The 12,400-nt window shown below is 48.2% G+C and carries 12 protein-coding genes; 10 read left to right on the top strand and 2 right to left on the bottom strand.

All coding sequences use genetic code 11. The annotated features are described in order from the left end of the window. Positions 1-165: 165 nt before the first annotated feature. A complete protein-coding gene (locus McpCs1_RS02565; RefSeq protein WP_338095693.1) occupies positions 166-1,605 on the top strand; it encodes a transporter substrate-binding domain-containing protein in 1,440 nt (479 codons plus the stop codon). A gap of 17 nt (positions 1,606-1,622) precedes the next feature. Further along, positions 1,623-3,326: a cache domain-containing protein gene (locus McpCs1_RS02560; protein ID WP_338095692.1), complete on the top strand. Its 1,704-nt coding sequence runs from the start codon at positions 1,623-1,625 to the stop codon at positions 3,324-3,326. Between the two features lie 162 nt (positions 3,327-3,488). Here the strand turns inward: McpCs1_RS02560 and McpCs1_RS02555 are convergent, their stop codons facing one another. Further along, positions 3,489-4,748 carry a DUF1015 domain-containing protein gene (locus tag McpCs1_RS02555; RefSeq protein ID WP_338095691.1) on the bottom strand — a complete coding sequence of 420 codons (1,260 nt, stop codon included), beginning with the start codon at positions 4,746-4,748 and terminating at the stop codon, positions 3,489-3,491. Positions 4,749-4,798: 50 nt separating this feature from the next. Between McpCs1_RS02555 and rimI the strand changes: the two genes are divergently transcribed. The 8 genes from rimI (at position 4,799) to McpCs1_RS02515 (ending at position 11,377) form a co-directional block, all read left to right on the top strand. Next, positions 4,799-5,281, top strand: coding sequence for a ribosomal protein S18-alanine N-acetyltransferase (gene rimI, locus McpCs1_RS02550; RefSeq protein WP_338095690.1), 483 nt, complete (start codon positions 4,799-4,801; stop codon positions 5,279-5,281). A gap of 188 nt (positions 5,282-5,469) precedes the next feature. After that, a complete protein-coding gene (locus McpCs1_RS02545) occupies positions 5,470-5,802 on the top strand; it encodes a cupin domain-containing protein (protein WP_338095689.1) in 333 nt (110 codons plus the stop codon). Between the two features lie 122 nt (positions 5,803-5,924). Next, positions 5,925-6,611, top strand: a complete 687-nt coding sequence (locus McpCs1_RS02540; RefSeq protein ID WP_338095688.1) for a GTP-binding protein — start codon at positions 5,925-5,927, stop codon at positions 6,609-6,611. Then, positions 6,608-7,618: an ATP-binding cassette domain-containing protein gene (locus McpCs1_RS02535; RefSeq protein WP_338095687.1), complete on the top strand. Its 1,011-nt coding sequence runs from the start codon at positions 6,608-6,610 to the stop codon at positions 7,616-7,618. The genes McpCs1_RS02540 and McpCs1_RS02535 overlap by 4 nt, the downstream gene beginning before the upstream one ends. Before the next feature lie 9 nt (positions 7,619-7,627). Then, positions 7,628-8,407, top strand: a complete 780-nt coding sequence (locus McpCs1_RS02530) for a Rossmann-like domain-containing protein (protein WP_338095686.1) — start codon at positions 7,628-7,630, stop codon at positions 8,405-8,407. A gap of 80 nt (positions 8,408-8,487) precedes the next feature. Continuing rightward, positions 8,488-9,435, top strand: coding sequence for a FecCD family ABC transporter permease (locus McpCs1_RS02525; protein WP_338095685.1), 948 nt, complete (start codon positions 8,488-8,490; stop codon positions 9,433-9,435). Then, on the top strand, positions 9,432-10,652 hold the full coding sequence (locus McpCs1_RS02520; RefSeq protein WP_338095684.1) for an ABC transporter ATP-binding protein: 1,221 nt from the start codon (positions 9,432-9,434) through the stop codon (positions 10,650-10,652). Before McpCs1_RS02525 ends, McpCs1_RS02520 begins: the two co-directional genes overlap by 4 nt. Then, on the top strand, positions 10,649-11,377 hold the full coding sequence (locus McpCs1_RS02515) for a sugar phosphate isomerase/epimerase family protein (RefSeq protein ID WP_338095683.1): 729 nt from the start codon (positions 10,649-10,651) through the stop codon (positions 11,375-11,377). Before McpCs1_RS02520 ends, McpCs1_RS02515 begins: the two co-directional genes overlap by 4 nt. Positions 11,378-11,381: 4 nt before the next feature. Here McpCs1_RS02515 and McpCs1_RS02510 read toward each other — a convergent pair whose 3' ends face one another. Beyond that, positions 11,382-12,368, bottom strand: coding sequence for an ABC transporter substrate-binding protein (locus McpCs1_RS02510; protein WP_338095682.1), 987 nt, complete (start codon positions 12,366-12,368; stop codon positions 11,382-11,384). Positions 12,369-12,400: the final 32 nt, after the last annotated feature.

Raw genomic sequence — 12,400 nt, 5'->3', positions numbered from 1 at the left:
ACTTCATCATCAGAAGTAAAAAGACAATTTTTTAGTTTATAGAGAGAAATGATCAAAATTCAGAGTCGAGACCTGCACAAAGAGAATATGTAATGACGTCAAATAATATAGAAATATTATCAGGTGATTGTCGTGGCGAAAAAAACTCTCCTTCCAATTTTCATCATGGTACTCCTGGTTCTCGGCGCTGCAGTTGTTGCAGCCGGATGCATACAGGAAAAACCAGTCTATACTGTAGGTATCAGCTCGTCATTTGCTCCATTTTCCATACAGATCTTGCAGACCGAAGAGGCGTATGGAATTGACGTCGATCTCCTCAATGCGATCGGAAAAGATCAGGGTATTGAGTTCATCTATGAATTCTGGGAGCATGCAGACTGTCCGTCAAAACTCACCGTCGGCGAAATTGATCTGATAACCGCCACCGTCAAAACACCCGAACATCAGAAAAAATATCTGCTCTCTGACCCGTACATCACTGCCGGATATGCAGTTGTCATCAGAAAAAATGCCAACGTCACCATGGATGATGTTCTTGCGGGAAACGTTACTATCACTTGTGAGAGAGGAAGTATCTACGAAACCTGGCTCAAAGAACACTTCGGTACGGAAACATTCAACAAAATGATCGATGAGAAGAAGATCATCATCAAATACACGCAGGACGCCACCCTCTACGCAGTTCTGACCAACGAAGCAGAAGCAGTCATTGGTGCAGATAATGTTCTCGGCGACAAACTTCGCGAGTACTCACCCCTCACCTTCCTTGGATACCTCTCCGATAAAAAAGATGTGGTATTTGCCTCAAACAAATCAAACGAAGAGCTGATCGCAAAAATCAATGCAGGTCTCAAGAACGTCGTCGCGTCAGGCGAGTACGACAAAATTCTGCAGAAACATTACGTGGCCCAGCTGAAGGACGAGTACCGGGTCGGTATCTCAACCGAAAACTGGCCGTTCACTTACCTTGATGAAGATGGAAACCTTACCGGATATGATATTGAGGCACTTGAATGGATTGCAGAAAGGAACGGATTTACCGTGACCTATGTGGATATTCCATGGTCAAAGAACATCAACGCGATCGTCACCGGTAAAATCGATATGTGGTACTCAGGCATGATCATCACTGATGATCGGGAGTCAAGAGTTACCTTCTCAACACCGTACTATACTGCCGGCCTTGGAATCGGATGTGCAGGAGATCATCTGATCACAAAAACCCAGTTTGAGTCCGGCACAGCTGTCACCGGTTTTATCACAAGGACCATCATCGAAGAATGGCTCACAGAACAGTTCGGCAAGGACCAGTACGAGAAAATGGTCAAAGCCGGAGTTATCAAAGAGTACGCATCCTACAACGATCTCCTAGACGCATGCAACGCAGGAGAGATTGACTGCATCGCGGTAAGCGAACCACTGCTTAAGGTAATTGCAAATGAGACAGACATTGAGATCGTCTCCACGTATGAAACCGGAGACCGCGGCGGCGTTGCGATACAGAACGGCAACATTCCTCTGCAGGATGTCATCAACAGAGGTCTCGCAGATCTGGAAGCATCAGGAAAACGTGCGGAACTGATGGAAAAGTATCATCTGAGCTAAACCCAGGAGAAAAAAAAATGAGAATTGAACATACCCACAAACTGCTTCTGATAGTACTGATCGGATGTGTGGTTGCGGTACTATCTGCAGGCTGCATAACTGCAGAAAAACAGATCATCTACAACGAAGTTCCTGTAAACGATCAAACTGAAGAAGTACTTGCCGAGTTCGCGAAAAATCTCAGAAACGCAGATCTCACTCCCACTCTTGACCTGTACTATCTTTCTGATCAGATAGGCAGGGTGGAAACCGAACAGGATGTACATGATATTATAGTAGATTATTATGCGAAAAACATCTGGATGAACAGAGTTGTGTACTATGACAATGCTACCGGAAGCAGCGTTGAAGCACCCATCTCCTCACAGGGAAAAATATCTGATATAGTTCCTGTGCCAACCGAGAAGGACTTCATTGCTGCCGGAGGAGTTTTTGGAATCGGTCCGGTTTACATTCCTGATCTCGGATGGATGGAACTGGTTTATGCCCCGGTTTTCAGTCCTACGGGCGAGTATAAGGGATGTCTGCTCGTCGTCGCCGAACTCTATCATCTCCTGGAGGAGCATGAGCTCCTCTCTGATACTGGCGTCGCTTACGGGAATTATACCGTCCTTCTCACCAACCACGAGGGAGTCATCACCTATGCAACACAACAGGAGTACATCGGAACCAAACTGGAAAAAGGTGTGCCAAATAAGATCGGAGACAGTATCATTGTTCTTCAGGACGGAGTGTCCGGCGCATATCAGTATGCAGGAGACAACACCTCAATCACCACTGCATGGGAAAAAACGTTCGTCCACAAAAATGAGTTTACCATCTATCTCACCAAAAAAGAGTATGTCCCGGCAGTAAGTTATGAGGATCAGTTTACTCCAGAACCGGATCAGATGCGTAGTGAGGTGACGGCAGTGTGGAGGTACGCAGTGACAAGTGGATCAGATGCTGCAATGAAACGTATCAACGAGGGTTTCTATTTCTATGAAATGTATGCCGTAAGCAGTGACGGAACAATTCTTGCAGCATCGCCTGAGAAAAAGGACAAAATCGGTCTGAACTACATCAATGTACGCGGGCGGTACGGCACATCCTATATGGATCATATGATCACAACCGCACAACAGGGTGGAGGATACGTAACCTACTTCAAGGCCTCGGATGATACCCAGATACCTGAGGCAGGACTCTTCACTATCGCCTATGTGATGCCGGTAAATGATGACTGGTTTATTGTGGGTGTGAGTCCTGGATCAACAAATTATACGAAGATCAATAACAATCTCAGAGGAGATGTTGTGGCTGTTGCCCGGGCAGTTGTCGGATACGCCCATGACAACGGGATCGAAAGTGTCATCGAAAAAATTGTGGACAATCCCGGCGCAAATGGAACACTGTTTACTGAGGAGATATCCACAAATATCAGTGATCTGACGATCATGGATTACAATGGAACGGTATATGCCAACTTACAGCATCCGGAGATGGCCGGAGAAAACGCCATGCACTATACCGATCTGTTCGGAGCATCGACAATCCGAAAATCAGTGATAAATGCAAAATCCGGCGGAGGGATTAGCTATGACTATCAGTGGAATGAAACGCCAGGATATGCGGACCTGTGGCTCTGTTCGATTGAACCTATCGATGACACCTACTTCGTGATGGCCGGGACACCAGTTATCACGACAGAAAATTATGTGAAAGCCGGGTTCCGGAAGTAACCGGCAATCTTTTTTTTATGTTCCGTGGTAACCCGTGAACGTATTTTATGAATTTTTTTTTGAAAAAATCGTGATGAAATATTTTTATGAATTTTTGTGTACAGGATTTTTTGTTTGGAGTAATCACATCCAGACAGTTCAAAAAAAATATGTGAAAAAATATTAATGTATTTCGTGGATGACCATGCCCGACAAAAGTTTCGGCTCAAACCATGTTGACTTCGGCGGCATAATCATTGCATTGTCCGCAACATCGATGACGCCCTGGGCGGTGACCGGCTGCATGATAAATGCTGCCGAGTACTCGCCTGCGTCCACTTCTTTGACGACATCTGCGAGCGGAACAATGCCACCGACAAACGCAATGCGTGGATCGCCGCGGGGATCGATGATGGCAAGCATGTCATCAAGCACCGACTCCTGCAGGACCGAGACGTCGAGTCTTTCAATCGCATCTGCAGCAGGGTCAACCTGACGGGTCAGCTCATACCACTCGCTCTCCAGATACAGATGGATGATATGGGTCGAGCCGTCAACTTTTGCCATTGGCGGAACAGCATTTTTCGTCGTGTCAATCTTCTTGACCGGCGTTACGGTAAACCGTAAACCAAGGTCGCCGAGGAACTGATCGGCATTCATGCCTGCAAGGTCACGGACCAGACGGTGATAGCCGTAGATTCTCACTTTGTCATGGGCAAACAGAACGCTCATGAACCGCTCGGCGTCAGGCGTAGATCTGCCTTCGGCAGATCTTCGGTCAAACACATTTGCCGAGGACTTCGCCCGGTGGTGGCCGTCGGCGATGTAGAGATTCGGGATCGCGGCAAACATCTGTTCAAGCTTTGCGATCTCTTTGGCATCATCGACGCGGTAGATCTGATGCAGGTTGCCTCCCGCAGAGCGGTACTCGCCAAACGGCTGCATGGAGTCTGCAAGGGCCGAGATGTGGGCGTGAACAGTGCCCGGATCTTTGTACAGCAAAAACACCTGACCGGTGTGGGCGGAGACGGCATCGATGTGGCGGGTGCGGTCCTCTTCCTTGTCGTAGCGGGTCAGCTCATGCTTTTTGATGATATCATCCTTATACTCAGCAACGCTGACGCAGGAGATGAGACCGGTAAACGTCTCGCCGCCAAGAGTGATGCGGTAGAGGTAAAATGCCGGATGACTGTCATCGACGAGAAGGCCGCTCGACTTCATCTGTTCAAACATCTGATGGGCACGCTCATAGATGCGGTCATCATGCGGGTCGATGTCCGGTAATTCGGCATCGGGTCTGATGACGCGAAGAAGGGTTTTGTCATTCTTTGCAATCTCAGCTGCTGCCTCTTCGGCACTGATAACATCATACGGAACTGACGGGACGAGAGGGTACGCCGCGTCTGATGGATGAAGGCCGGTAAACGGATATATGGTAACCATGCGTGGTAAGACTCCCTATAATATAGTTCGGTGACAATACTAAAATAACAATGGTAGTGGTGAACGGGGTTGGCGGAACGGTGGCAGGCTGCATTATCCGCAAGGCAACAATTGAGGACATCCCGGAAATTTACCGGATTGAGCTGATGTGCTTTTCAGACCCCTGGGACTACAAGGGAATGATTGAGATGATGACGGTGTTTCTGACCTCGTTTTATGTTGCCGAGGCGGACGGGCGGATTGTGGGGTTTGCGGCTGGAGCCATTGAGGAGACTGAGGAGGAGAAGTACGGTCATATCTGTAATCTTGCGGTTGTCCCCGAGCTTCGCGGCTTCGGCCTCGGACGGCTGCTTCTCAGAAAACTTGAACGGGATTTTTTCCTCGACGGCTGCAGGGCCTGCAGTCTGGAGGTGCGGGTAGGAAACAGTTCGGCGCACGGGTTCTATGAAAAAATCGGGTACGAGGATGTTATTCTGTTCGGCGAGTACTACGCAGACGGCGAGGATGCGATCGTGATGATGCGGTGGTTCTGAGGCGGAAGAACTTTTTTGAAAAATACAAAATCATGTGATTTCATTTGGAATAACCACGTGACGCATGCCTCCGGCCTGCTTACCGCTTCGCGGGAATGCACGGAGAACACCTGTGTCACGTGGTTACCCCAAACAAAATTTTCTGATACGAGACAGAGGTTTATCTCTTCCTGCACCAATATTTCGATATGAACTATGATCCAAAGTCCCTGATCGGAACACCGGTTGATCTCAGCTCCCTCACCGAGTACCAGCCAGGATCGGTTGTTTCCCGAATGGTTATCAACAAAAAATCAGGAACCGTCACCGCATTTGCGTTTGAAGCAGGCGAAGGACTCTCAGAACACACCGCACCCTACGATGCAATGGTAATCGTGCTTGAGGGCGAAGCTGACATTCCGGTTGGCGGGGTTCCTCATCATCTGAAGAAAGGGCAGATGATCATTATGCCGGCAAATGTTCCGCACGCGGTACACCCGACTACTCGGTTCAAAATGATGCTCGTGATGATTCACGAATGAGCGGCAGGGCCGAAAAATATATTTTCTATTTTTGGTCAATGCTATGTGATTAATTTTTCAGAAAAAATAATCCCATATTTTTATGTAAAGAAGCTGAATATATACCATTAAGGAAGTTTTCCATGAAACTGATAACCGTGGCAGGGCCGCCCTCATCAGGAAAAACTTCGGTTATCCTGCGGCTTGCAGATGTCCTGCGTGAAAGAGGAAAAACAATAGGTGTTGTCAAATTCGACTGCCTCACCTCCTTTGACCGCGAGCGGTACACCGAGTACGGCATTCCGGTACAGGTAGGATTTGCCGGAAAATTCTGCCCTGATCATTTTTTCATCAGCAATGTTGAGGACGCGGTCAGATGGGGAACAGAGCAGGGCTTTGACATTCTCATCACCGAAAGCGCAGGCCTCTGCAATCGCTGTTCGCCGCATATCAGAGGAGTTCTTGCAATCTGCGTCATTGACAACCTCTCAGGCGTTCACACTCCAAGAAAAATCGGGCCGATGCTCAAGTTCGCCGACATCGTTGTGGTCACCAAAGGAGACATCGTCTCCCAGGCGGAACGCGAGGTGTTCATGTTCAACATCCGCCAGGTCAACAGCAGCGCAAAAATAGTTTTCATCAACGGAATTACCGGGCAAGGAGCGTTCATGCTCGGAAAACATGCCGAGTCTGCATCTGAGACGACGAGCCTTCGCGGCTACAAGCTCAGGTTCACCACGCCGTCTTCGGTCTGTTCTTACTGTACCGGAGAAACCCGAATCGGCGAAGAGTACCAGATGGGAATGCTGCGCAAAATGGAGTTTCCATGACCGAAGATCTCTATGAAATCATCGCAGGAACAACCCTTGGAAAACTTCTTGCGAGCCATCCGGTTGCCGCAGATTTCTTCGTCAACTACAATCTGCAGAATCTGAAGAGTGATCTTCCGCTCAGCGAAGCCCTGGATTATGCAGATGAAAACACCCTCATCGACTTCGGGCTGGACAAAGCAACCGTACTCGATCAGCTTGTCCGGTTTCTCCAGACCGTTGCAGAGGAGAAACAGACCGCAGCGGTTGAGGAGATCACCATCCTCGGCGGCCAAACAAAATCCGGAGAGGCCGAGGAGTTCACGCTCTCGATAAAACCTGGCGAGATCGTAAGCATCGTCGGGCCTACGGGATCAGGGAAAAGCAGACTTCTTGCAGACATTGAATGTCTTGCCCAGCGAGACACTCCGACAAAACGTCTGATCCTTGTCAACGGAAAAACCCTTGAGGATGAGGAGCGGTTTGCGATGGACGGACGACTCGTCGCCCAGCTTTCGCAGAACATGAACTTCGTGATGGACCTCTCGGTCGAAGAATTCCTGGAGATGCATGCAAAAAGCAGACTGCATCCCGAGCCCGAAAGGGTCGCAGCCGAATGTTTTGCTGCGGCAAACGAACTCGCCGGAGAAAAGTTTACACCCGATACCAAAGTCACGCAGCTTTCCGGCGGACAGTCGAGAGCTCTGATGATTGCAGACACTGCATGCATGAGTGCGTCCCCGATCGTTTTGATCGATGAGATCGAGAACGCCGGTGTTGACCGGAGGCAGGCGATTCGCATGCTCGCGAAAAACGAAAAAATTGTTCTCATCTCAACGCATGATCCCCTCCTCGCCTTAATAGCAGGAAAGCGGCTTGTGATCAAAAACGGCGGGGTTCACGCAGTCATCGAAACAACTCCTGAGGAACGCGAGAGCCTTGCAAAAATTGAGATGCTGGACAACACGCTGCAGTCCATCAGAAACAGACTGCGGACCGGAGGGAGAATCACTCCTGATACAATTTGAGGAAATATTATGTGGAAAATTTACGATGAAATTATTGCAGGGATTCCCGCGGAATGCACTGTTGACGATCTGATTAACGGCTGCTACACCTCTTTTGTCAGAAGCGGCAGCGGTGCCGGAACTGCAGGACTGATCCCTATCGACAGCCGTCCAGGGCTCCTGCGCCGCGAACTTGGCATGCCGCTTCGTGAGCTTGCCGAGGCGGTGAAATCCTGGAACTATGTGGAGGCATCAATCGGCCTTGCGGCGATCAATGCCTATTACAATAATCCGGAAGTAACAACCTCGAATGGCGTCGAACTTTCGGCATCCAGAATCACCGAGGACCGGAAAAATGATCCCTTCATCATGTCCCAGAACAGGATCAAAAACAAAAAAGTCTGTGTCGTCGGCCACTTTCCGCATCTGGAACAGTTGTTTGCACCGGTTTGTGATCTTTCGATTGTTGAAATGACGCCGGGACCCGAGGATTATCCGGAACCAGCGAGTGATTATCTGATACCGGAGGCTGACTTCGTGTTCATTACCTGCGCAAGCATCATCTACAAAACCCTGCCAAGATATCTGAAGCTGGCAAAAGATGCGGAGAACGTGGTTATCGTGGGCCCTTCAACACCTCTTGCTCCAACACTTTTCGAGTTCGGCGTTGATGACATCTCCTCGTTTGTGATTCGTGATGCAGATCATGCAAAAAGGATTGTACAGGGACTGGATATGGACAGAATCTACTCCACCGGTCAGAAGGTCAGTTGGAAAAGGGAGAATTCGGATGAAGAAATTTGTCCGTAAATTTGTTCGGCAACGTTTTGCATGCGACACATATTTCATTTAGACATATTTATTTGATATAAGAAAAATATATTGACTTAATGTTCCACCGGTCGGTTGTTTCCCTCTCTCTCCTGTTTCTCACACTTCTTGGGAGTATTCTTGTTGCCACCTGCATCGGGGTTTCCGGGCTGTCTATCTTCAGCTTTGATCAGGACATTATGCAAAAACTGATCTTAGATGTGCGGCTTCCCCGAGTGCTGGGAGCTGCACTTGTCGGAATGGGACTTGCAGCAGCCGGATGTGTCATGCAGGGATTGTTTCGCAATCCCATGGCTGACCCGTACATTATTGGAACATCGTCGGGTGGAGCTATTGGGGCTGCAGCAGCAATTGTATTTCTCGGAGGACTGGGCATCCTTGTGTTTGCATTTCTCGGAGCCACAGCGTCAACAGTACTTGTCTACAGTCTCGCCGTAAGAAACGGAAGAGTATCAGTAGAGACGCTGCTTCTTTGCGGAGTTGCAGTCTCCCTCTTCCTCTCCGCAGTACTGTCCTTTCTCATGTACATCTCAGGAAACAGTCTTCAGCAGATTGTATTCTGGACGATGGGAGGATTATGGAACATTCACTGGAACAGCGTGTATCTCGCACTGCTGATTCCGCTGGCCTGTATTCTGGTATTTTTCTTTTCCCGCGACCTGAACATCATGGCTCTGGGAGAAGAAGATGCAGTACATCTTGGTGTCAATACAGAGAAAACCAAACGGATTTTGTTACTGGCTTCGGCATTTATTAGTGCAATTGCCGTTTCCATTGCAGGGTGTATAGGATTTATCGGACTTATCGTCCCTCATATCATGCGAACGGTTCTTGGTCCTGATCACCGGACTCTCATTCCCGGGTCCATGATGGCCGGCGCTCTTCTGCTAATCTGGGCAGACACAGTGGCAAGAACACTTCCGGCAGAAGTTCCCGTCGGCATTATCACCGCATTTTTCGGAGCTCCGTTCTTCATTTATCTCCTCAGACGGAGGACGCGATCATGACACCGATTCTTAGAGTGAAAGAAATCGTCGCCGGTTACGAAGATTTTACCGTTATTCACAATCTGTCCATGACGGTGGAGGCGGGATCTTTTGTCGGGATTCTCGGAAAAAACGGATGCGGAAAATCTACACTTCTCAAAACCCTGTCCAGGATTCTTTCGCCGAATCAGGGGACGGTGTATCTCAACGAACACAAGCTTGAGGAGTATGACTCCCGCACATTTGCAAAAAATCTCGGATGCGTCAGACAAGAAACAGACGTGGTGTTCCCGTTTACCGTCCGGGAAATTGTTCTCATGGGACGCCATCCGTACGCAGGCCGCCTGAATCCGTTGTCAGCTGAAGATCTGAAGATTGCAGATGAGATGATGCAGATTACAAACACAACTCATCTTGCCGGTCGTCTGATAACCGAAGTATCAGGAGGAGAACGTCAGAGGGTACTGATAGCACGAACACTTGCCCAACAACCCAAGATTCTCCTGCTGGACGAACCAACCTCCCATCTGGATATCCAGCACCAGATCGAAATTCTGTCTCTCATTCAAAACCTCACCCCGAAAATTACCGTGGTCGGAGTGTTCCATGATCTTAACCTTGCTGCACAGTTTTGTGACCGGTTAATTCTGATGGGAAAGGGAACAATCCTTGCGGACGGAACTCCGGCAGAGGTGCTGACCACTGAAATGATTGGTGCCTGCTTTCAGGTGGACATGATTGCATGCATCCATCCAAATACCGGAAAACCTCATCTCATCCCTGCATATACCGGAAAAGAAGAACAGGTATCTCTCCGGGTCCATGTTATCTCGGGCGGCGGAACAGGAACTGATCTGCTGCATACCCTGTACTCCCGCGGTTGTCAGATAACAGCAGGAGTACTTGCTGCAAATGACACGGATGCATTAACCACACGTGTACTGGGTATTGAAACAGTCCGGGAAACTCCCTTTGAAAAAATATCAGACAACTCAATCGATCAGGTATCACAGATCATCAAAGATACTGATGTGATAGTTGTTACCGGAATGCCGATCGGATATGGAAATCTCGCAAACTTGGAAATTCTCAAAGAGACAACAAAACCCGTCTACTTCATTGGAGAGATACAGGATTATACCAAGGGAGCCGCAGAGGAAATAAAAAAAGATCTGATCAGAAAAGGAGCTTTTACTGTCTCCAACATTCCTGAACTTTTATCCAGGATTCTTCCATGAACCGGTTTGGTGTCTCAACCAACTGCAGAATGGCAGACTGTCTTGCTGATGTTCTGGAAGATTTTTCCCTGATTACCAATCTTGTTGAGATTCAGTGTGATGCAAACCATTCGCTATTTTCTCATGCCGACATTTGTGACTCCTTTGATCTTCGGTACACAATCCATGCTCCGACCGGAGACGGAAATATTGCCATTCCGTTTGAACCCATGCGCCAGGCAAGTCTGGAAGTACTGCGGGAAACTGCTGTACTCGGCGACCGGATCGGGGCAGAAAAACTGGTGATTCATCCGGGATTCTGCCTGATAGACTCTGACAGACCCGCAGCAGGTGACGCATTATCCCGTTCGATCATAGAGATCGGAAAAATGCAGCAGGATTTTTCAATCAAGTTTGTCATAGAAAATCTCGGAAGCTGGACCTGCTGTTACTTTCAGACACCTGATCTTTTAGAAGAAATTCGGTCATCAGGTCTTGGGTTTGCCCTGGATGTTGGTCATGCCCATCTCACAGGAACACTTTTTGAATTTCTTGACAGGCAGCCGGATCATTTTCATCTGCATGACAATCATGGAACAGGAGACGAACATCTGGCATGTGGAACAGGCAGCATCGATTTTTCCAAAGTTCTTCCGAGGATAGGATCAACAACTGCGATTATCGAGGTTGCAAAAATGGAGTCTGTCGAAAAGAGCCTGGCATATCTCAATGGATTGAAAAAATAAGGAGTTATTTTCTCCGCAGAAAAATTCCTGCAAGAGCAATACACAAAACCAAACCTCCAAATCCGGATGCAGTGGTCGGAGTCGGAGAGCCGGAGCCTGAAGAGGGGATGATGACCGAGAGCTCTTCTAAAGCATCAACAATGCGGGGGCCTCCGCGATTAAATGTATCAGAATCCACAACAAACAAACGATTTGATTTTATCGCCGACAACTGGGACAGACGGGGGTCTGATACAAGTGTGTTGAGGAGAACATTTCCATTATCCTCACCCATGCCGGATCCGGAACTCACGAGAATGATGTCGGGATCTGCTGTTATCAGCCGCTCAATATTCACAACGCCCCATCCGTTCACATCGGAAAAAATGTTTTTTCCTCCGGCAAGTTCAATCAGTTCATTCTGAAATGTGGAGTTTCCCGAGACCCAGTAAGGATCAACACTCAGCATGTGAGCAACCGACGGAACCGTAGTAGTGTTTCCAACCGACTGAGTAACATTGTCAATTTTTTTCTGCATGGAAAGAATGTAGCTCTCTGCAACATCGGGACATCCGGCGGCAGAACCAATGGTACTGATTGCCGAGTATGTTCCTGAAACACTGTCAGGATTCAGGCAGATAACCGTAAACCCAAGTTCTCTCAGATGTTCGATGTTTTCCTTTCCATTGAGGGTATTTCCAAAAATAATATCAGGATTTTGTGCAACAATTTTTTCGATGTTGATGGTTGAGTAACCACCGACAATCGGTTTTGTTCTTGCTTCCTCAGGATAGCTGCAGTACTCGGTTACACCGACCACTTTGTCTCCAAGGCCCAGGGCGAAGAGAATTTCTGTATTTGTGGGTGCAAGAGAGACGATAGTCTCGGGCTTGGAAGATATCTGGGAAACATATCCATAATCATCAACAATGGAGACGGGTTTCCACTCTTCTGCATTGACGGTTCCGGCGAATAGACAGAGAATCAGGACGATGAGAAATATATACTTCATGGTTAATCACACTATTTTGTTACATAACATTA

It is taken from the genome of Methanorbis rubei (assembly GCF_032714495.1).
Lineage (GTDB): Archaea > Halobacteriota > Methanomicrobia > Methanomicrobiales > Methanocorpusculaceae > Methanocorpusculum > Methanocorpusculum rubei.
Note: the sequence above shows the minus strand (reverse complement) of the source record. Positions and strands in the feature narration are given on the sequence as shown.

What these genes read in the sequence shown, in the direction of transcription:
- McpCs1_RS02565 (WP_338095693.1), top strand. Translation starts at nt 166, where the DNA reads ATGGTACTCCTGGTTCTCGGCGCTGCAGTTGTTGCAGCCGGATGCATA.
- rimI (WP_338095690.1), top strand. Translation starts at nt 4,799, where the DNA reads ATGGTAGTGGTGAACGGGGTTGGCGGAACGGTGGCAGGCTGCATTATC.
- McpCs1_RS02560 (WP_338095692.1), top strand. Translation starts at nt 1,623, where the DNA reads ATGAGAATTGAACATACCCACAAACTGCTTCTGATAGTACTGATCGGA.
- McpCs1_RS02520 (WP_338095684.1), top strand. Translation starts at nt 9,432, where the DNA reads ATGACACCGATTCTTAGAGTGAAAGAAATCGTCGCCGGTTACGAAGAT.
- McpCs1_RS02530 (WP_338095686.1), top strand. Translation starts at nt 7,628, where the DNA reads ATGTGGAAAATTTACGATGAAATTATTGCAGGGATTCCCGCGGAATGC.
- McpCs1_RS02545 (WP_338095689.1), top strand. Translation starts at nt 5,470, where the DNA reads ATGAACTATGATCCAAAGTCCCTGATCGGAACACCGGTTGATCTCAGC.
- McpCs1_RS02540 (WP_338095688.1), top strand. Translation starts at nt 5,925, where the DNA reads ATGAAACTGATAACCGTGGCAGGGCCGCCCTCATCAGGAAAAACTTCG.
- McpCs1_RS02515 (WP_338095683.1), top strand. Translation starts at nt 10,649, where the DNA reads ATGAACCGGTTTGGTGTCTCAACCAACTGCAGAATGGCAGACTGTCTT.
- McpCs1_RS02525 (WP_338095685.1), top strand. Translation starts at nt 8,488, where the DNA reads ATGTTCCACCGGTCGGTTGTTTCCCTCTCTCTCCTGTTTCTCACACTT.
- McpCs1_RS02555 (WP_338095691.1), bottom strand. Translation starts at nt 4,748, where the DNA reads ATGGTTACCATATATCCGTTTACCGGCCTTCATCCATCAGACGCGGCG.
- McpCs1_RS02510 (WP_338095682.1), bottom strand. Translation starts at nt 12,368, where the DNA reads ATGAAGTATATATTTCTCATCGTCCTGATTCTCTGTCTATTCGCCGGA.
- McpCs1_RS02535 (WP_338095687.1), top strand. Translation starts at nt 6,608, where the DNA reads ATGACCGAAGATCTCTATGAAATCATCGCAGGAACAACCCTTGGAAAA.